Source organism: Streptomyces sp. NPDC060002, from assembly GCF_042737245.1.
GTDB lineage: Bacteria > Actinomycetota > Actinomycetes > Streptomycetales > Streptomycetaceae > Streptomyces.
This window is the reverse complement of record NZ_JBHWUW010000041.1, coordinates 46107-65760: the sequence shown is the minus strand read 5'-3', so window position 1 is coordinate 65760 and position 19654 is coordinate 46107. Positions and strand designations below refer to the sequence as shown.

13 protein-coding genes and 1 pseudogene are annotated in these 19654 nt (G+C 72.7%); 9 read left to right on the top strand and 5 right to left on the bottom strand.

The window, feature by feature from the left end:
* The first annotated feature begins 507 nt into the window (after positions 1-507).
* Entirely contained in the window at positions 508-2682 is a 2175-nt protein-coding gene (locus ACFWBD_RS29550; RefSeq protein WP_385673181.1) for a DUF4139 domain-containing protein, read from the top strand.
* 8 nt (positions 2683-2690) lie between these two features.
* A complete protein-coding gene (locus tag ACFWBD_RS29545) occupies positions 2691-4250 on the top strand; it encodes a DUF4139 domain-containing protein (RefSeq protein ID WP_385673178.1) in 1560 nt (519 codons plus the stop codon).
* 115 nt (positions 4251-4365) lie between these two features.
* Here ACFWBD_RS29545 and ACFWBD_RS29540 read toward each other — a convergent pair whose 3' ends face one another.
* From ACFWBD_RS29540 to ACFWBD_RS29530, 3 genes are all read right to left on the bottom strand, one after another.
* Positions 4366-6552 (bottom strand): S9 family peptidase, encoded by a 2187-nt coding sequence (locus ACFWBD_RS29540; protein ID WP_385673175.1) that lies wholly within the window; start codon positions 6550-6552, stop codon positions 4366-4368.
* A complete protein-coding gene (locus ACFWBD_RS29535) occupies positions 6525-8309 on the bottom strand; it encodes an N-acetylglutaminylglutamine amidotransferase (RefSeq protein WP_385673172.1) in 1785 nt (594 codons plus the stop codon). Before ACFWBD_RS29535 ends, ACFWBD_RS29540 begins: the two co-directional genes overlap by 28 nt.
* Before the next feature lie 98 nt (positions 8310-8407).
* Entirely contained in the window at positions 8408-9595 is a 1188-nt protein-coding gene (locus ACFWBD_RS29530) for a glutamate--cysteine ligase (RefSeq protein ID WP_385673169.1), read from the bottom strand.
* 436 nt (positions 9596-10031) lie between these two features.
* Here ACFWBD_RS29530 and ACFWBD_RS29525 point away from each other — a divergent pair, with 436 nt between their 5' ends.
* A complete protein-coding gene (locus ACFWBD_RS29525) occupies positions 10032-10358 on the top strand; it encodes a plasmid stabilization protein (protein ID WP_385673167.1) in 327 nt (108 codons plus the stop codon).
* A 189-nt stretch (positions 10359-10547) separates the two neighbouring features.
* Here the strand turns inward: ACFWBD_RS29525 and lexA are convergent, their stop codons facing one another.
* On the bottom strand, positions 10548-11219 hold the full coding sequence (gene lexA / locus ACFWBD_RS29520) for a transcriptional repressor LexA (protein WP_385673164.1): 672 nt from the start codon (positions 11217-11219) through the stop codon (positions 10548-10550).
* Positions 11220-11359: 140 nt separating this feature from the next.
* On the opposite strand from lexA, the pseudogene ACFWBD_RS29515 reads away from it, so the two are divergent.
* Positions 11360-11695, top strand: a pseudogene (locus tag ACFWBD_RS29515) (zinc-binding dehydrogenase); the annotation flags it as partial.
* A 286-nt stretch (positions 11696-11981) separates the two neighbouring features.
* A complete protein-coding gene (locus ACFWBD_RS29510) occupies positions 11982-13787 on the top strand; it encodes a serine/threonine-protein kinase (RefSeq protein WP_385673161.1) in 1806 nt (601 codons plus the stop codon).
* Between the two features lie 112 nt (positions 13788-13899).
* On the opposite strand, the gene ACFWBD_RS29505 is transcribed toward ACFWBD_RS29510, so the two are convergent.
* Positions 13900-14322 carry a VOC family protein gene (locus ACFWBD_RS29505; RefSeq protein ID WP_385673159.1) on the bottom strand — a complete coding sequence of 141 codons (423 nt, stop codon included), beginning with the start codon at positions 14320-14322 and terminating at the stop codon, positions 13900-13902.
* A gap of 110 nt (positions 14323-14432) precedes the next feature.
* Between ACFWBD_RS29505 and ACFWBD_RS29500 the strand changes: the two genes are divergently transcribed.
* From ACFWBD_RS29500 to ACFWBD_RS29485, 4 genes are all read left to right on the top strand, one after another.
* Entirely contained in the window at positions 14433-15428 is a 996-nt protein-coding gene (locus ACFWBD_RS29500) for a helix-turn-helix transcriptional regulator (RefSeq protein ID WP_385673157.1), read from the top strand.
* 76 nt (positions 15429-15504) lie between these two features.
* Complete coding sequence (locus ACFWBD_RS29495; RefSeq protein WP_385673154.1) at positions 15505-16683, top strand: spore photoproduct lyase family protein; 1179 nt, start codon at positions 15505-15507, stop codon at positions 16681-16683.
* Between the two features lie 429 nt (positions 16684-17112).
* Positions 17113-18549, top strand: coding sequence for a carboxylesterase family protein (locus tag ACFWBD_RS29490; protein ID WP_385673151.1), 1437 nt, complete (start codon positions 17113-17115; stop codon positions 18547-18549).
* A gap of 59 nt (positions 18550-18608) precedes the next feature.
* A complete protein-coding gene (locus tag ACFWBD_RS29485; RefSeq protein WP_385673148.1) occupies positions 18609-19637 on the top strand; it encodes an alcohol dehydrogenase catalytic domain-containing protein in 1029 nt (342 codons plus the stop codon).
* Positions 19638-19654 lie beyond the last annotated feature (17 nt).

Here is a 19654-nt window from a genome sequence, read left to right as displayed (position 1 = left end):
ACCCGAACCCGAACCCGAACCCGAACGTACGGGACCGGCTCGGTGACCACCGACGACTCGAACTCGAACCCGCCGCCGTGGCCGGCACGTTGAACGTCGCCGCGAGCGTCCGCGGCTTCGCGGAATCGGCCGGGCGAGCCGGTGCTCTCCCTCCGGGACCCGCTGGGGCCTGTCCGGCCGTGACGGTGGTGCGGTCAGGACAGCGGGGGCAGTTCTCCGCCGGACGCACCGTCGTTCTCGGAGGACAACGACTCCTTGATCGCGCGGAAGGGGGGCGCGGAACACGACGCCGAAGGAACGGCCGGGCGCGCACGGCGGGCCGAGCCGGGGCTGCCAGGCACCGGGTGACCGTGCCGAGCCGTCGGGGCGCTGCCGCCGCCTCGCACTCGGTGTCGGCATCAACATCCGCATCCGCGTGAGAGTGGGCCGACCTTCCCTCCGGCTCCAGCGGCCGAACTGCCCGGGCGTAGGCTTCGCTCAGCACGGACTCGGCGGGGGGCGGGGCACATGACGGCTCGGACGGCAACGAGGTGGGGCTCGGCCCTCGATTCGGTGGTGGTGTACGCGCAGGGCGCGGTCTGCCGCCGCCTGGCCCGGGGCAGCGTGCCGCCGGACGGCCGGGTGCGGGTGACGGGACTGCCCCGCTCGCTGGACCCGGGGTCCCTGCGGGCCCGTGTCACCGGCACCCCCGGTGTAAGAGTCACCGAAGCACGGGTGGAGGTCGAGGCCGAGCCGCTCGCCGGGGCCGTCCCCGACGCGCTGCGGCGCGAGGTGGAGCGGCTGCGGGACGAGTGCGCGGCGGCTCAGGGGCGCCGAGACCGGCAAATGAGCCTGATCGAGGAGGTCAAGGCTCTGCGCCCGGTCCCGCCGGCCCGCAGGCGTGACGACCCGCACCGCCGCACTCCGGTCGACGCGTGGCTGGAGCTCGCCGAATTCGTCGACGAGCGGATGACCAGGCTGCACACCCGTCTCGTCGAGCTGGAGGAGGCACTGGGTCACGCCGAGCACGTGCTCTCCGTGGCCGCCGACCGGCTCGCCCGCGCCTCCACCGACGCACCGGCGGCGCACGTGGAGACCACGGTCTCGGCGGTTCTGACTCTCGACGGCGCCGGTGACGCGGAAGTGGAGCTCGAGTACGGCGTGCCGGGCGCGATCTGGGTACCGGCCTACCGGCTCACCCACCGGCAGGGCGACAGCAGCGGCCGTCTGGTGCTGCGCGCCTCGGTCGCCCAGCGCACCGGCGAGGACTGGACCGGTGTCCGCATCGCCCTGGCCACCGCCGACCTACGGCGCCGTACCGATCTGCCCAGGCTCCGCTCCCTCCGGATCGGACGCCGCCAGCCCGCGCCCCTGGCGTCCGGCTGGCGCGAGCCGCCGTCGGGCCTGGCCGACCTGTTCGCCGGGTACGACGTGGCGCCCCCTCGGCCGGCCGCGACCGTCACTCCCCTGACGCCCGGGGGCGGGCCCGTGGCGGCCGGCTTCGCGTCCGGTCCCGTTCCTGTTCCCGGTCCCGTTCCCGGTCCCGTTCCGCCGATGCAGCCGGCACCGCAGGGTTACGGCGAGTCGCTCGCCGCGGCGCCGCCGAGCTACGGCGCGCCGTCCCCGCTGCCCCCGCCGGGCAGCGCGGGCAGCGCCTACCCGGAGTCCTTCGGCAGCGGAACGAGCGAGTTCGCGCAGCCGGTCCCGTCACGGCCGGGCGGTGGGGGCCGGGGGCGGGCCCGCAGCATGCCCCCGGCGGCGCCCGCCGCCATGGCTCCCCCGGCTCCTGCTTTCGCGGCGGCGTCCCCGGCACCCGCTGTCCCCGGCGGGGCCGCACCAGCGCAGGCTGCGGCGCCGGCCGCCGGTCCGCCACGGCCGAGCGGCGCCGAACTCGACTACACCGCCCTCGCGTTGTGCGGCCCCGACGAGCAGGGCGGTCGCCGGGGCCTGCTGTTCCCGGACTCTCCCTTCGACCCGGTGGCGGCCGAGTACCGCCGCCGCGCCGAGGCGGTGACCACGCTGCCGCTGCCCGGACACGCCGTGCGGCCTCGCGAGTCGGCCGGCTCATTCGACCACCGCTTCGACGCTGCCGCCCGCGCCGACATTCCCTCGGACGGCACCTGGCACACCGTCACCGTCGGCGAGATCCCGGTCGGTCTGCGCACCGAGTACCTCTGCGTGCCGTCCGTGGAGCAGACCGTGTACGCGACGCTGGTGCTCTCCAACTCCACCGACCAGGCTCTGCTGGCCGGCCCGGTGGAGGTCACCGCCGGCGACGACCACCTGCTGACCACCGCCCTGCCCACGCTGGCTCCCGGCGGTGAGTGCCGGGTGGGGCTCGGGCCGGCCCAGGGCGTCCGGGTCACCCGCCGTACGAACCTGTACGAGTCGACCTCGGGGCTGCGCAACAGCACCACCGTGCTCGACCACCGCGTCCATGTGGAGCTGGCCAACCAGCTCGCCGAGCCTGTCACCGTCGAGGTCCGCGATCGGGTCCCGGTCACCTCCGACGCGGACATCCGGATCGAGGAGCGCGCCGACTGGACGGCGCCCCGCGACGGCACGGGCCCGGAGCAGCACGCACCTGGCACCCGCGTATGGCGGGTGGACCTGCCCGCAGGCGCCACCACCGCCCTCGACGGCGGCTACGAGATCCGCATCGCGTCCGCCAAGACGCTGGCCGGCGGCAACCGCAGGAGCTGACACATCCCATGTCCATGGCACCGGAGCCGATTCCCCTTCCCGTCACCGCCGTCACCTGCCTGGAGGACCGCGCCCACGTCGAGCGGACCACCGTGCTCGGCCTCGAGGCGGGAGTCCAACGGCTGCGCCTCGGACCCGTCAGCGCGCTGGCCGTCGACCGTACGCTCCACGCCGAGCTGACCGCCGAACACCCGGCGACCGTGCTCGACGTGCGGATCGTCCGCGACTGGACGCCGCGCGGGCCGCGGCCCGCCGACGGCGACTCCGCCCTGCGCCACCGTGTGCACACGCTCGAAGAGGAGTCGCTCGCCCTGGGGCGCCGCCGCGACCGGCTGCACGCCCGACTCGACGCGCTGGGCCGTCTCGCCGCCGATCTGCTGCGCGAGATCGGCGAAGGCGCCGGCTCAGGAGAGAGCGAGGCGCTCCGCTGGACCCGTGAACTGGACCGGGTGGACGAGGAGCGCGACTCCTACGGCGAGCAACTGCGCACCGTGGAAGCCCGGCTGGCCGCCCTCGGTTCCGAACTCGCCGAGACCTGGCGGGCCCTGAACCTCGCCGAGGAGCAACCTGCCGAACTCGTCGGGTACATCGAACTGACCGTCGAGGCCCCGGTCGCCGGGCCGGCCGGGCTGCGCCTCGGCCACCTCACACCGTGTGCGCTGTGGCGGCCCGCCTACCGGGCCGTACTCGACGGCGACTCCCTCACGCTGGAGACCGACGCGATGGTCTGGCAGCGCACCGGCGAGGACTGGTCCGACGTACGGCTGACGCTGTCGACGGCCCGCTCGGCGCAGTCCACCGAGCCACCCCGGCTGGGCGAGGACCGGCTGACGCTCCAGGACCGCACCTCCGCCGAGCGCCGCACCGTCGACGTCGAGCTGCGCGAGGAGGTGATCGCGGACCTCGGTCCGGCACCGGTGCTCGGTCTGCCGGGAGTGGACGACGGCGACGAGGTACGGGTGCTGGACGCCCCCGCACCGGTCTCCGTGCCCTCGGACGGCCGCGCCCACCGCGTGCCGCTCTCCTCCTTCACCACGACCGCGAGCATCGAGTACGCCTGCGCACCCGAGCTGTCCCCGCTGGTCACCCAGGTGGCGCGGTTCGACAACCGGTCCGGCCACGCGCTGCTCGCCGGACCCGTCGACCTCATCCGGGGCAGCGGATTCACCGGTCGCGGCACCCTGGACTTCACCGCTCCCCACGCCCCCGTCGAACTCGCCTACGGCAGCCGCGACGACCACCGGGTCGTCCGGCACACCGAGGAGACCAGGGAGACCGCCGCGCTCACCCAACGGACCGTGGTCACCCGCACCGTCCGCCTCCACGTGTCCCGGTTCTCCTCACCCGGCGAACACGGCGACCGGGTGATCGTCCTGCGCGAACGGATCCCGGTCTCCGAGGTGGCGGCGGTGGAGGTACGGCTGCGCAAGGAGGCCTGCTCTCCCGCCCCCGACACGATCGACGCCGAGGGGATCGCCGGCTGGAGCCTGGCCCTGCCACCCGGCGGCCGACGCACCGTCACCCTGGTCTACGAGCTGTCGGCAAGCGCCAAGGTCGCCGGGCTGTGAGCCGTGCCGCCCCTCGCCTCCTGCCGTGACGAGCGACGGCGGCCCGGCCGGGCCTCGGTGATCACCTCTCCGGGGGAGCTGCCACCGTGGTCCGCGCGACCGGCGACGAGGCTGTTCAGCCGGTCAGGTGGCGTTCCAGCCAGTCCGCGGCGGCCCGCCGGAACAGCCGCCGGTTGTCCGCGCGCAGGAAGTCGTGCCCCTCGTCGCGCAGAGTGAGCAGCTCGGCCGGGATGCCCCGGTCGCGCGCCGCCCGTACGAACTGCTCGGACTCCACCGGCGGCACGTTGGTGTCGTGTTCGCCGTGGACGGCCAGCACCGGGACGCGCAGGGCGTCGACGCGGGTCATCGGCGAGAGTTCGCGCAGCAGTTCGCGGTCACGCTCGGGGTGGCCGTACTTGTGGGCCGCCGACTCGGCGAGCCAGGGCTCCGTGCCGGCGAAGAAGGTGGCGAAGTCCGACATGCCGCAGACGGCGACGCCGGTGCGGAACAGGTCCGGATGCCGTACGAGGGAGGCGAAGGTGAGGTAGCCGCCGTACGAGCGCCCCATGACCGCCAGGCGGGTCGGGTCGGCGGGGCCCGCGGGCACCGCGTGGGCCGCGCAGTCCGCGACATCGTCCAGCGCGGCGAAGCGTCCGGCGCCCAGGTCCGCGTCGACGAACGATCTGCCGTGCCCGGAGGAGCCTCGGACGTCGGGGGCGAAGACGTCCAGTCCCCGTCCGGTCAGTTCGTGGTAGAGCGGGCTGAAGACCGGGCGTTCCTGCTCCTCAGGACCACCGTGCAGGTGGATCACACAGGGGGCGGGGTCCGCCGGCGGCCGGCCCGGGGCCCGGTAGTACCAGCCGCTGAGGGGTAGCCCGTCGCGCGCTGTGAGGCGCAGGAGGATCGGGCGCACCGGCGGACGTGCGGGCCCTGCGGCGTCCTCGTCACGGGACGACCAGGGGGTGCGCAGCAGGGACACGCCCTCGAAGGACGACCACACCCCGGGCCGGCGCTGGGACCCGGACAGGGCCGACAGCAGTCCCCGCGGGCCGGCCGCCTCGACGCGGGTGACGACCTCGTGGGGCAGGGGAACGTGCGTCGTCGGCAGCGGGGCGTACGGTGCGCGGCGGGCCGGGAGGATCTCGACGAGTTCCAGCCGGCTCGCGCCCCGTTCGTTCCAGGACAGCGCGGCGGTGTGGCCGTCGTGCGACACAGCCAGGAGGTCGAGGTCGCTGTCCGGCCGTTCCGCCACGACGGATCTGCCGCGCGGTCGGCCGTCGGTGCCGAGGGCGACGGCGAGAAGGGCCGCGTACTCGCGTTCGGCGTCGCTGCGCAGCCACAGTGTCCGCCCGTCGGGCGAGAACCGTCCGATCCACGGATCGCCGTCGGCGACCGGCACGGTGCACGTCGTTTCGGAGTCGGTCGTGCGTCGGACGACCGCCTCCCGCCGTCCTCGCGGCCCCCGGCGCAGCAGCACGAGCCTGCCGTCGCGGCTGATGTCGCACACCCGCAGGGTGGCGGCGTGCGTCTCCGTGGCGAGCAGTACGGGGGACGCCAGACCGTCGGGATCGATCAGGTAGGCCGACAGCCCGCCGTCGGGACGGACCGCCGGTACCGGGGGCTCCGTGGCGTCGACCACCGTCACGGTCTGGCCCGTCCCCCGTGCGGTGTCGTACGGAGTTCCGCCGAGGAGTGTCGCCCGGCCGCCCCGGTCGGCCCAGTTCGTGGGCAGAACGCCGTCCGCCCGGGTCGGTCCCGCACCGTTCGTGACGCCGCGGGTGTCCGGGGCGGCGAGCGTGACGGCGACGGCCGAGCCGTCGTGCGCCCAGCAGCCCAGGTGGGCGGTGTGGCCCGGGTCGGCCCCGGCCAGGACGCGGCGGCCGGTGCCGTCGGGTCGTACGCACAGCACCCGGGAGTGCTCGCCGCCGCCCGGGGCCGTGGTGTAGGCGATCCAGCGGCCGTCCGGTGACCAGGACACCTCTTTGACGGGGTCCGGGAAGGAGTCGAGCAGGTGCACCTCGCCCCCGTCCACTGGCCCGGCCCACAGTTGCGGAACACCGCCCCGGTCGCAGATGAAGGCCGCCTCGGAGCCGTCGGGGTGGGCGGAGGGATACCAGCAGCCGTGGGAGCGCAGCCGCGTCACGGCGTCCCGCGGACCGCTCGTCTCGGGCAGGAGAACCGGCGCCGGGGCCGGGGCGGCGGGGGTGGCGCTACGCGCTTCCGCCGACCGGGTGACGGGGGGCGGCGGAGCGACCGGGTCGTCGCTCCGGGCCGTCGGTGTGCTCCGCCCGTCACTCACGTGATGCCGTGCGTCTGAAGCCATATCTCCAGCAACGCTACCTGCCACAGGGCGTTCGCTCCCCGTTTGGTGCGGTGCTCGTCGGGCGCCTCCAGGAGCTGGGACACGTAGGGCTCCTGGAAGAGGCCGCGCCGCCTCGCCTCGGGTGCCTCGAGCGCTTCGCGTACCCGTTTCAGCACGGGGCCCGCCATGTGCCTGATCGCGGGGACCGGGAAGTAGCCCTTGGGCCGGTCGACGATGTCCCGGGGCAGCAGCTGACGTCCGGCCGCCTTCAGTACGCCCTTGCCGCCGTCGGCCAGCTTGAGTTCCGGCGGGCAGGCCGCGGCCAGCTCGACCAGTTCGTGGTCGAGGAACGGCACGCGGGCCTCCAGCCCCCAGGCCATGGTCATGTTGTCGACCCGCTTGACCGGGTCGTCGACGAGCATCACGTGCGTGTCCAGGCGCAGGGCCGCGTCCAGGGCCGTCTCGGCTCCGGGGACCGCCATGTGGTCCCGGACGAAACGGCCCGAGACGTCGTCGTCGGGCAGCATGGCGGGTTCCAGGACCCGGCTGAGGTCGGCATGCGGCCGGTCGAAGTACGTGTCGGCGTACCGCTCGGCCGCGTCCGCGCGGGCGGCCTCGGCGAGCCGCGGGTACCAGTGGTAGCCGGCGAGCACCTCGTCGGCGCCCTGCCCGCTCTGCACGACCTTCACCTCCTTCGACACCTGCTCGGACAGCAGATAGAAGGCGACCACGTCGTGGCTGGTCATCGGCTCGCTCATGGCCGCGACGGCACCGTCCAGGGCCGTCGACACCCGGTCGGAGGGCACCATCAGCCGACGGTGGTCGGTGCCGAACTCCCGGGCCACCAGATCCGAGTACCGGAACTCGTCGCCCTCTTCCCCGCCCTCGGACTCGAACCCCACGCTGAACGTCATCAGGTCCCGCTGCCCCTCCTGGGCCAGCAGGGCGACGATCAGACTGGAGTCCAGGCCGCCGGAGAGCAGGACGCCGACCTGGACGTCGGAGACCATGCGCCGGCGTACGGCCGTGCGCAGCGCGTCCAGCATCGCGTCACGCCAGTCGTGCGCACCCATGGCCGCGTACTCGGCCCGGCGCGTGTACGACGGCTGCCAGTAGCAGTGGTCGTGCTGGGTGCCGTCCGGTTCGACGACCCGCACGGTGGCCGGCGGGAGCTTGCGCACACCGCGGAGGACGGTGCGCGGCGCGGCGACCGTGGCGTGCCAGCTCAGGTACTGGTGGACGGCCACCGGGTCGAGTGAGGTGTCAACATCGCCGGCGGCGAGAAGGGCGGGCAGGGAGGACGCGAACCGCAGCCGCCCCGGCGTGCGTGCCAGGTACAGGGGCTTGATACCGAGCCGGTCGCGCCCCAGTACCACGCGCCCTGACCGGTGCTCGACGAGGACGAAGGCGAACATGCCGTGGAAGCGCTCCACGCAGGCGGTGCCCCACTGCCGGTAGGCCTTCAGCACCACCTCGGTGTCGGACGTCGTCGTGAACCGGTGTCCCAGACGCCGCAGCTCTTCGCGCAGCTCCCGGTAGTTGTACACGCAGCCGTTGAAGACTCCGGTGATCCCGGCGTGGGAGTCGGTCATCGGCTGCGCCGCGAGGTCCGACAGGTCGATGATCTTCAGTCGCCGATGTCCCAGCGCAACCGCGCCCCGCGTCCAGATTCCCCGGCCGTCGGGACCACGGGCGGCGAGCCGCTCGCTCATGCGCTCGACGGCCGCGAGATCGGGTCGGTGACCGTCGAAGCGGATCTCCCCGCTCAGACCGCACATGACGTGCCGCCTCCGTTTCGTTCAGTGTGCGCCGAGCGCCGGAACATGGGTGCCGGACGGTCGGCGCAGGACGATGGGTCGTCCGTGTCCATGGTGATTCACCTGCGGGTCAGCGGCCGTGCGAACCGGCGGGAGGGGTCTGTCACCCCCGCGGCGGGCGGAAGGTTCCTGCGGCGGGTGGCCGCCGCCCTGCCGGACGCGCGTTCGCCGCGGGTCTCGGCGATCAGCATGTCGACGCAGGCCAGCAGATCCTCTTCCTCGGCGCTGTGGCGCATGCGGCGAGCCGCACTGCCGTCGGCGATGGCCTCCTGCGCCAACGCGAGGACGGTCTCCCAGTCGCCGTGTGCCTCCAGGGCGGGGCGCAGCCGGGCGAGCAGCCTGTGCACGACCCGCCCTGCGGGCGCCTCCTGGTGGGTCTCGGGGTCCACCAGGCCTCCTTCGAGTCCGGACCGGGCCGCCCGCCAGGAGGCTCCGCGCAGCCACTCGTGCCGGCCGTCGCAGCCCGGGGCACCGTCCGTCCGAAGCCTCTCGCGGGCCTCGGTGACCAGGGCGCGGAACAGACCGGCGACGAGCACTACGGTCTCCGCGCGCGGGCAGGAATCGCAGATGCGCAGTTCCAGCGTCTGGAGGTGCGAGGAGGGGCGTACGTCGTAGTAGATCATCCCCGCGTCGCTGATGATCCCGGCCCGGACGAGGTCGCGCACCGTGGCGTCGTACTCGGCCGCGCTCGCGAAGCAGCCGACCGGGCCCGCGGTGGGCCAGCGCTGCCAGAGCATGGTGCGCCAGCTCGCGTACCCGGTGTCGGCCCCCTGCCAGAACGGCGAACTGGCGGAGAGCGCGAGAAGCACGGGCAGCCAGGGAGAGACGGCGCACATCACTCGCACCGCCGTGTCGCGGTCGGGTACGTCCACATGGACCTGGGCACCGCAGATGAGCTGCTCGTCGGCGACCGTGCGGTAGTCCTCGACCATGCGGCGATAGCGCGCTCCGGCGGTGGGGTGCGCGGCTGCCGCGGGTGCGAGTGGCGCCGAGCCGGCGGCCACCGCAGCGAGTCCCAGCGAGGACGCGGCCGCGTCGAGCTGCCGTCTCGTCTCGGTGAGGTCGGCGTACAGATCGTCGAGGGACGTGTGCACCTGGCTGTTCGACTCCACGGTCGACTGGTGCAGTTCGGTGGTGAAGGTATGCCGCGGGAGGCGTCGCAGGAGCGAATTGGCGCGTGGCACGAGTAGCCCGCTCTCCACCTCCAGGACGTGGAACTCCTCCTCCACTCCGATACGAACGCTCACGGTCACTCCTCGGGGTGATGCGGAGCGGCTGTTCGCCGCAGGCGAAGGGTCCCCCACCGGCGCACACGGCGGCAGGTGAGGGACTCCGAGTCACCAGAACGCGGATTTATAAGCACACATTGCGTATGCGACGTGAGCAAATCACAGCTGAGCGGCTGCACAACCCGCGACCTCTGGGTTCCGGCAGCGACCGACACCGCCGACTGTGCCGTCGCGAAGACCCCCGAGGTGCCCACGACGGCGGGACCACGACGACGGAAGCGCATCCGCACCACCGATGCGAAGCTCACTTCGAATGGAACCCGGGAGCGTTGTGCCGAGATCGATCCGGGTCAAGGGTGAGAAGCCGGCCGGGGGGTACGCGGACGGTCGATCAGAGAGCGTCGGAGAGCGTGGGCGGTGCAGTCGCCCGCACCGGTTCCGGGAGGAGTTCGTCATGCCGCGGGGTTCCAGCTCGAAGCGTGAGCGTCAGTACGAGCACATCAAGGAGAGCGCCGAGAATCGTGGCACCTCCACGGACCGCGCCAAGGAGATCGCGGCACGCACGGTGAACAAGGAACGGGCCCGTGCCGGCGAGTCGAGGACGGCGAGCAGGACGTCCACAGAGGACAGGAAGTCCGCCTCGCAGCGCGGCGGCGAGCGCTCCCACAGCGGGTCCCAGGGGCCGACGAAGGACCAGCTCTACGCGGAGGCGAAGAAGCGCGGGATCGAGGGCCGTTCATCGATGAACAAACAGGAACTGACCAAAGCCCTCGGCCACTGACCAGCACACAGCCCATCGACCGAGTGCGCCCCCGCGCCCCGGTCACCGTGCAACGGACGCCCGCCCGCGCGCAGTTGCGGCAAACCGGCGCACACCCGCCTCCTGGGCACCTCAATCCGGTCCGAGCCGACCTGAGCGCTGCGCCCGCCCGGCGGCCTCCCGTACCGGCGGGTGACGTACCCGCTCTAGCTAGAGCAGGCGCAGAACGCCGACGACCTTCCCGAGGATCTGCGCCTGGTCGCCGCGGATCGGCGCGTAGGCCGGGTTGCGGGGCATGAGCCACACCTGTCCGTCCTGCCGGCGCAGCACCTTGACGGTGGCCTCGTCGTCCAGGAGCGCGGCGACGACGTCTCCGTGATCGGCGCTGTCCTGGCGTCGCACGGTCACGATGTCGCCGTCGCAGATCGCCGCGCCGATCATGGAGTCGCCGGAGACCGTCAGGGCGAACAGGTCGCCGTCGCCCACGACTTGGCGGGGCAGGGCGTAGACGTCCTCGACCATCTCCTCGGCGAGCAGCGGAGCGCCGGCCGCGATCCGCCCGACGAGCGGCACATCCACCCGCGACTCGCTCCTGCCGCCCAGGTCGGGCGCCCACGAGGGCCGGACCCGGTAGGCGCGGGGGCGTTGCGGGTCCCGGTAGAGCACGCCCTTGCGCTCGAGGGCCATCAGCTGATGGGCGACCGAGGACGTGCTGGCGAGCTCCACGGCCTGGCCGATCTCCCGCATCGACGGCGGGTAACCCTGCCGTTCGACCGACTCCGTGATGTAGCGGACGATGGCCGACTGGCGACTCGTCAGCTCTCCCTCTGCGGTCCGGGGCCCCGGGGGACGGCCCCGGCGGGCGGACGCGGTGTTCTCCATCCGGGGCACCTCCGTGCAAGATCGTTCGGAATGACCCTAACCTGCCATCCCCATAAATGGAACACCCTATCGAATCCTGAGGGCTCGGGGGGCTCGGGGGGCTCGGGGGGCTCGGGGGGCTCGGGGGGCTCGGGGGGCTCGGGAGCCAGGATGCGGACTCGGTGGTGCTTCCATCCGGCCGGCCAACGTCCCGCGACTTCGGCCGACTCACACCGTGGCACGTGGGGCAGCCCGAGCTGTACCCGCAGGGCCGTTCGGTCGGCGGCTTCTCCATCCTGGCGCTCGCACAGTCCGCCCCCGAGGCACTGCGCACCCTCACCGAGCGCGCCTTCCGCACGGTCTCCGACGGCACCGTGAGCCTTCCGGTCACCGCCGAGTTCCCGTTGGCGGACGCGGCCGAGGCGCACCGGCTCATGGGCGGGCGCACGTGCACGGGAAAGCCGCTGCTGCGGGCGGCCGACCGAGGGACGTCATAGGCCTCGCCACCGTCGGCCAGGACAGAGCCCGATCCGCGACGCTACGCACCCGCCTCGACTCGCCCCCGGCACAGGCTCGCCGACGAACCACTTCGCACATTTGTACTGGATGGTACCGAACATCCCATAGGCGGATTTTCGCCAGTAGGGTGAGCGGGCGGTCGAGCGAAGGACACGCCGCCACCGGGGAGTTCCGGATGTGCCGCCCTTTCGTCTGCCGCTGTTCCGGAACTTCGGGCGGCCGAGCTTTTGTCGCGCTGCCCTGTGCCACCAGGGGGGCAGAGCCATGCGGGTACTCGCGGACCGATACGAACTGGTCGAGGCGGTCGGACGCGGGGGAATGGGTGAAGTCTGGCGCGCCACCGACCGGGAACTCGGCCGCACCGTCGCGGTGAAGGTGTTGCCGCCGGAGCTCACCCGGCACGAGGAGTTCCGCGTCCGGTTCCGCCGGGAGGCGCGCACCGTGGCCTCGCTCAACCACCGGAACGTCGCCGTGCTGCACGACGTCGGCGAGGACGCCACCGACGGCGAGACGACTCCGTTCCTGGTCATGGAGTTCATCGAGGGGCGCACTCTGACCGCCGCTCTGACGGACGGCGCGTTCACGGTCGTCAGGGCGCTGGCGGTCGCCAGGGACATCGCCGACGCCCTCGCCCACAGCCACGCCCAGGGCCTGATCCACCGCGACATCAAGCCGTCCAACGTCATGCTGACGTCCGAAGGCGGCATCAAGGTCCTGGACTTCGGGATCGCGAAGGTCGTCGCGGAGACCACCACCCGCCTCACCGCGACGGGCATGACGGTGGGCACCCCCGCCTACCTCTCCCCCGAGCAGCTCACGGGCCGGCCGGTGGACGGCCGCTCCGACCAGTACTCCGCGGGCTGCCTGCTCTACGAACTGCTCACCGGACGCCCGCCGTTCCTCGGTGACTCCCCCTTCGCGGTGATGCACCAGCACATCAGCGAGGAACCGGTCCCGCCCTCCCGGCTGCGCCCGCAGATCCCGGCCGTGGTGGACCACCTCGTGCTGCGGACCCTGGCGAAGGACCGTGAGCAGCGGCCGGGCAGCGCGGCGGAGCTGCGGGACGCGTTGGCGGCGACCCTCATCGCGCTGAGCGCGCCGGCCCCACGGACCGCCGCCCCGGCCCCGGGCGGCGCGCCGCCCGCGCCCACCGTGCCGCCCGCGCGCGCCAAAGCCGACTCGAGAGTGGGTCCCGGGCACACGGCGCTGGCACAGCAGGAGACGCGTACCGCGCTGACGCCGCCCAGGCCCGCCGTCCCGCCTCCCGGCGGTCCGGTCGGCTCGGCCGTGCCCGGCGTGGTGGACGGTGCCCGGACGCCGCCTGCCGCGCCGACGAGCGGCGGTCCGTCGCCCGCGCCGGGCGAACGGCGGTTCACCATCACGTCCGGCAGGATCGTCGCCCTGCTGGGGATCGTCGCCTCCGGTGTCGTCAGCATCGGCTGTCAGGACACGTACGGTGACTCGTCCGACGGGCTCGTCGGTGTGTGGGTGCTCGCCGTCGTGCTCGGACTGGCCCTGTTCCGCTGGCTTCCGCTCGCCTCGACCGTCCTGTGGTGGGGGGCCGGGGCCCTGGTCATGGCGAGCGTCGCGATCGGCGCGGGCGTAGAAGACTACGGCTACACCTCGGTCACGGAGAGCAACTTCAGCACCCTCTACTACTACGACTCCTCCTACGGCGCCTACTACCAGCTGCCGGCCGACTCCTCCGGCTACCGGCTCTTCGAGGACGACTACAGCGGCGGGTACGACCCCGCGCAGGCCGAGGTGAGCCACGACTACACCGTGCACGACAACGTCGAGATCCTCGCCGTTCCGGCCCTCGCCCTCGCCGTGCTCTGCCTCGTCCGCGCGTTGAGCCGCCGACGCCCCTCGCCCCTCGCGGCGGCCGCCGGCCTGACGCTGGGCGGCCTGGGAGTCGGCTGGCTGGCCCTCGGTTCGGACGAGCAGACCGGGGTGTTCACGGTGGCCTGGGCGGTGATCGTCATCGTCGCCGTCGTCCAGGAGATCCGCGCCCGCAGGAACGCCCCGCCTCGTGTCCGCCGCCGGCTGCGGTTCGTCACGGCCGAATAGCGGGCCGCGGTCGCTTGCGGGAGACGGCGCTTGCGGGAGACGGTCCGGTCGCTTGCGGGAGACGGGGAACCGCGTGACGCTCCGGGGCCTCCCCGCCCCCGAGGCGCGCGTCTCACGAGGTCCGTGCCACCCGGTCGGCCCGGGCGAACTTCGCGACCGCCGCCGGGGTGACCGGGGTGAAGAAGTTGACGAGGTTGCCGTCGGGGTCGCGGAACAGCAGCGCCCGGTTGCCCCAGGGCATGGTGGTGGGCTCGTTGACGAAGTCGGTCACGAAGCCGGTCAGGTTCCCGTGCACACGGTCCACGTCGTCGACCAGGAACTCGAGGATCACACTGTGGTTGTCGGCCGGACGGGACGAGCCCGGCGCGAACAGCGGGACCGTACGGGTGCCGGCGATGGCGAGGGTGGCGCCGGGGGTCTCGAGTTCGGCGAAGTCCTCGGTGAACCACGTGGCGGGCACCCCGGTGGCCCTCTCGTAGAACTCGACGAGGCGTGCGACGTCACCGGTGATGATCCGGATCGAGACGAAGTCCATGGTGTTCTCCCTGGTGCGTGGAGCGGCGGCGGTGTGCCGAGCCGTTGCGCTTCGCACGCTAGAACAAATTGTGGACAGAATCGGTCCACTATCCGCGCTAGGCTCGGAACATGTCCCGACCCACCGGCCGCGTGCTCACCCTCCTGGAACTGCTCCAGTCGGGCGGCACCCGGACCATGCGCGAACTCGCCGACCGGCTCGGCGTGGACGGCCGCACCGTGCGGCGGTACGTGGACCAGCTGATCGACCTCGACGTGCCCGTCGAGTCGGTACGCGGCCGCTACGGCGGCTACCGCCTCGCCCCCGGCCACCGCCTGCCTCCGCTCATGCTCGGCGACGACGAGGCGATCGCCGTACTGCTCGGCCTCGTCGCCGGCCGCCGAACGGGGCTGACTACGACAGCGACCGCGAGCGAGACGGCGGCGGCCAAGATCCGGCGCGTGCTGCCCGAGCGCCTCGCCCGCCGGCTCGACACGGTCCTGGAATCCCTCGCCTTCACGGAACCGCCCGGCGAGTTCGCCACCCCTGACGCCGGGGTGCTGCTCACCGTCGCCGACGCGGTACGTCATCGCCGGCCGGTCTCGATCAGGTACACCGACCGCGACGGCCGTCGCAGCGACCGCACGCTGCACCCGTACGGGGTGGTGGCCCACGCGGGCCGTTGGTACGTCACCGGCACGGACCCCGGGATCGGGGAGGAGCGGACCCTCCGGCTCGACCGCATCGCCGACGCGAGGACGCTGCCCGGCTCGTTCGAGGCACCCGCCGGACCCGATCCGGCACAGCGTGTCCTGTCCGGGTTCGCCACGGCGGCGTACCGGCATGAGGTGACCTTGCGGATCCACGGCACGGTCGAGCAGATCCGCGCCCGGCTTCCCGCGAGCGTCGCGAGCGTGGAGGATCCCGCGTCCGGGGCGGGCGCGGATCCGGCGACCGAGCGCTGGCTGCTCGTCGAACTGCGGGCGGAACGACTCGACTGGCTGCCGCCGGTACTCGCCTCCCTCGACCGGCCGTTCACCGTCGAGCGCCCCGACGAACTGCGGGACCTCGTCGTCGCGCTCGCGGACCGCCTCGCGGCCTACGCCCGGGGGACGGCGCCTCGCTGACGTGCGCCGTAAGGTGGGCGGTGAGGATTCACCCGTTTGATCCGTTCAGTCCCGCTCCAGCCGAACCGGAACGTACATGCACTCCCCGTCCGCCGCCCCGGACGACGGCTCCGACGCCCTGTTCGGGCTCGACGCCCTCGACCCCGGGCCCGCCGCTCCGAACACCGGCCGGCCGTCCTTCCGTGACTCCGACGCCGCGCGGCGACTGCTGCCCGTACGGGAGATCCACGCCGAACCCGCGGCCGCCGCCTCCCCGCGCGGCAGGCAGATCATCGCCCGGTTTCCCGAGGCGCGGCTGGTCGAGGTCGAGTCCCACTGGGGCATCCCGGGGCTGCACGGCAACGAGGGCAACGTCGCGCGCTGGGTGCGCGTCAAGGGCGAGACGCTCGTCCTCGGGGAGCGGAAGTCGCCGAGGACGCGTCCCAACGGCCGGTCCGCCGACTGGATCGCTCCGGGCGCCTCCAACGGCTGCGCGATGGCCTGCGCCTACTGCTACGTGCCGCGCCGCAAGGGTTACGCCAACCCGGTCACCGTCTTCACCAACATCGACCGGATCATCGCCCACATCGGCCGGCACATCGCCCGGCAGGGCCCGAAGCCCGAGCCGAACCAGTGCGACCCCAAGGCCTGGGTGTACGACATCGGAGAGAACGGCGACTGCTCGGTGGACGCTCTGATCTGCGACAACACCGCGGATCTCGTCCACGCCTTCCGGCAGTGGCCGACGGCCAAGGCGTCCTTCGCGACCAAATTCGTCAACCCGGACCTGCTGGCACTGGACCCGCGCGGCCGGACCCGCATCCGCTTCTCCGTCATGCCCCCGGACGACTCGCGGCTGCTGGACGTGCGCACCTCACCGGTCGCCGAGCGGATCGCCGCCGCCGCGGACTTCCTGGACGCGGGTTACGAGGTGCACTTCAACCTCTCCCCCGTCGTCGTCCGCCCCGGCTGGGAAGCGGCCTGGACGGAACTCCTCGAGCATCTCGACGACGTCCTGCCCGACCGGGTGAAGCGGCAGGCCGCAGCCGAGGTGATCATGCTGACGCACAACCGGGAACTGCACGAGGTCAACCTCGGCTGGCACCCTCGCGCCGAGGACGCCCTGTGGCGACCGGACCTCCAGGAGACCAAACGCTCCGAGAACGGCGCGCTGAACGTCCGCTACGCGAGCCCCGTCAAGGCGCGGGCAGTGGACCGGCTTCGTGCGCTGATCGCCGCCCGCGCCCCCTGGCTGCGCGTGCGCTACGCGTTCTGAGCCGAGCCGGGCGACACGCTCAGCCGTAGGTGTCGGGGCTGATGGAGATCTGCCCGCCGTCGGCACCCGGATCCCGCCCCACTCCGCAGCCCCTTTCATACGCCCCCGTTCCCAGTGTTCGGGCTGGACGGTATGGGCGCCGGTGTACAGCGGCGCGGATATCGGCGAATTGACCGGTGGACCGGGCGAGCCCGGTGAAGGCGTGCCCCCGAGGGTCCAGGGGCGACGACCGTAGGCCGTCGGCCTGCCGCTGTGTCCTGGGTTACGAGAAGGAGAGGAGTGGAGAAGTGTCGCCTGGTGACTATCGGGTGACCGCTACCCGCCGGGCGATTTGTCGGCTCCCAGGGAACGATGGGAGCGCGTCAACACGAGCGACCAACCGTCGGCACACCCGCGCGGAACATCCGAACCGCGCCGGAAGGACATGTCATGACCTCCACCCCTCCCAAGGCTCCGACCTCACCCGGAGTGCGGTCCTGGTGGGGAATCCCGTACGCCACCGCCGAGCGGTACCGCCGCCCCGTGGTCGCGGACTTCGATCCGGACCTCCCCTACGACCGCAAGGGCGTCGTCTCGATCCAGCCCGACAGCGGCGACTGGCTCGAAGCGGACAACGGGATGGGCGAGGACTGCCTGAACCTGAACGTGTGGACTCCCGATCAGCCGGCCGACAAGGCGCTCCCGGTGACCGTGTACATCCACGGCGGCGGATTCGAGTACGGCGCGAACACGCAGATCACCTCGAACGCCGCCGGTCTCGCCGCGACGGGGCGCGTGGTGGGCGTGTCCGTCAACTACCGGCTCGGCGCCCTGGGCCCACTCTCGCTCTCGCAATACGGCGGGAAGCTCGCCGAGGCCAGCAACCTCTTCCTCCAGGACATCATCGCCGCGCTCACCTGGATCCAGCGGAACATCGCCCACTTCGGCGGCGACCCCGACAACGTCACCGTCTACGGCCACAGCGGCGGCGCCTACTCCTCCCTCGGACTGCTCGGCGCCTCTTCTGCCGACGGCCTGTACCGGCGCCTGGCCGGGTTCTCCGGCGGGCCCGCGCGCTCCGTCCCGGCCTGGTGGGCCGAGGAACTCGCACACCTGTTCGTTACCGAACTCGGCGTCGCGGACAACCCGGAGAAGCTGCTCGACCTCGACCCGCTCTCCCTGCGGGACGCCCTGCGCAAGGTCCTCCCGACGGACCTCGGAGTCCGCGGCGGGGTGGACAACAAGGCCACCGGCGTCGTCCTGGACATCGGGCAGCCCGGCGCGGTGGTGCACGCTCACCCCATGGACGTCCTCGCCTCGGGCGCGCACCGCGACGTCGACATCCTGCTGAGCATGGCCAGTGACGACATGGGCTGGTGGGTGGCGAACGACCTCGACCGGTTCGACCCGGGCACCCGCGACCGCGTCGTCGACGAGGTCGCGGGGTGGCGCATTTCCCGCTCCCGCGCCCAGAAGATCGTCGACGCCTACGACCAGGGCGGCCGTACCCCGGCCGAGGTCCGCGCCGCAGTCATGGCGGACTACCTCTTCGCGATCCCCGCCGCCCGCGGCGCCCTGGCCCACGCCGCCGCCGGCGGCAACGCCCACCTCCTGATGATCGGGCCCGCCGAGGGCGCGCCCGCGGTGCACGGCACGGAGATGTACGCCCTGGTCGGCCAGGAACAGCCGGGCCGCAGCGCCGAACAGGCCGAGCGTGACACCCGTATCCGCGACACCGTGCTCGACTTCGCCACCGGTGAGCACTCCCGCCTGTGGCCCGCCGTCACGGACAAACCCACCTCGGAAACCATCGGCAACTCTCCCTTCGAGGGCACCGCCCACTACCAGCAGGTCCTCGACCTGTGGGAAGGCATCGACCGCCCCTGACGGTCACCGGGCGATCCGGAAACAGCGCACCAGAGGGTGAACAGAGTGAGGAACTCGGCATGAGCCAACCGACAGCAGCAGCAGCCGGCGGCGCCGCACCGGCGACGATGCGGGCCGTCGTCGTGACCCGGCCCGGCGGCCTGGACGCACTGGAGATCAAGGATGTGCCGGTGCCCGTACGCAAGCACGGCTGGGTGCGGATCAAGGTGAAGGCGTTCGGCGTCAATGAGTCCGAGGTCCTCACCCGCAAGGGCGAGTCGGACGCGGTGGTCACCTACCCGCGCGTTCCCGGCATCGAGGGCGTCGGCGTGGTCGATGACGCCGACGACGACAGCGGGCTGCGGCCGGGACAGCAGGTGGCCACGATGATGGGCGGCATGGGCCGCTCCTACGACGGCGCGTACGCCCAGTACGTGACCGTCCCCGTCGCGCAGGTCATCCCGTTCGAGACCACCCTGCCGTGGGACGTGGTCGGCGCACTGCCCGAGATGTTCCAGACCGCCTACGGATCCCTGACCCGCGGCCTGGACCTCAAGGCCGGGCAGACGCTGCTGATCCGCGGCGGCACCTCCACGGTCGGGCTGAGCGCGGCCACGATCGCGAAGGACCTCGGAGCGACCGTGCTGTCCACCACCCGCAGCCCCGGCCGGGCCGGGGAACTGCGGGCGGCGGGCGTCGACCATCCCCTCGTCGACAGCGGGACCCTCGCCGACCAGGTGCGCGAACTGCTGCCGGACGGCGTCGACGCCGCACTGGAACTGGTGGGCTGCTCGGTCCTCGCCGACACCCTCCGCACCGTCCGCCGGCACGGCACCGTCTGTTTCACCGGAGCCCTGGCGGGCCAGTGGACGATCCCCGACTTCTCCCCGTTCATGATCCCGGGCGGGGTACGCCTCACCTCGTACGGCGGTGAGGCCGCCGACCTCCCGGCCGACGTCTTCGCCCACCAGCTCCAGGCCATCGCCGCAGGACGGCTCAACGTCCCGGTCGCGAAGGTCTACCACGGCCTGGAACAGGTCCGTGCCGCCCAGGCCGACCTCGAGTCCGGCACCAGGCCGGGCAAGCACGTCGTCGTCCTGGACGACTGAGAGTCTCCGAACCAGGT

What these genes read in the sequence shown, in the direction of transcription:
- ACFWBD_RS29485 (WP_385673148.1), top strand. Translation starts at nt 18,609, where the DNA reads ATGAGCCAACCGACAGCAGCAGCAGCCGGCGGCGCCGCACCGGCGACG.
- ACFWBD_RS29540 (WP_385673175.1), bottom strand. Translation starts at nt 6,552, where the DNA reads ATGGCTTCAGACGCACGGCATCACGTGAGTGACGGGCGGAGCACACCG.
- ACFWBD_RS29535 (WP_385673172.1), bottom strand. Translation starts at nt 8,309, where the DNA reads ATGTGCGGTCTGAGCGGGGAGATCCGCTTCGACGGTCACCGACCCGAT.
- lexA (WP_385673164.1), bottom strand. Translation starts at nt 11,219, where the DNA reads ATGGAGAACACCGCGTCCGCCCGCCGGGGCCGTCCCCCGGGGCCCCGG.
- ACFWBD_RS29490 (WP_385673151.1), top strand. Translation starts at nt 17,113, where the DNA reads ATGACCTCCACCCCTCCCAAGGCTCCGACCTCACCCGGAGTGCGGTCC.
- ACFWBD_RS29525 (WP_385673167.1), top strand. Translation starts at nt 10,032, where the DNA reads ATGCCGCGGGGTTCCAGCTCGAAGCGTGAGCGTCAGTACGAGCACATC.
- ACFWBD_RS29510 (WP_385673161.1), top strand. Translation starts at nt 11,982, where the DNA reads ATGCGGGTACTCGCGGACCGATACGAACTGGTCGAGGCGGTCGGACGC.
- ACFWBD_RS29505 (WP_385673159.1), bottom strand. Translation starts at nt 14,322, where the DNA reads ATGGACTTCGTCTCGATCCGGATCATCACCGGTGACGTCGCACGCCTC.
- ACFWBD_RS29550 (WP_385673181.1), top strand. Translation starts at nt 508, where the DNA reads ATGACGGCTCGGACGGCAACGAGGTGGGGCTCGGCCCTCGATTCGGTG.
- ACFWBD_RS29500 (WP_385673157.1), top strand. Translation starts at nt 14,433, where the DNA reads ATGTCCCGACCCACCGGCCGCGTGCTCACCCTCCTGGAACTGCTCCAG.
- ACFWBD_RS29545 (WP_385673178.1), top strand. Translation starts at nt 2,691, where the DNA reads ATGTCCATGGCACCGGAGCCGATTCCCCTTCCCGTCACCGCCGTCACC.
- ACFWBD_RS29495 (WP_385673154.1), top strand. Translation starts at nt 15,505, where the DNA reads ATGCACTCCCCGTCCGCCGCCCCGGACGACGGCTCCGACGCCCTGTTC.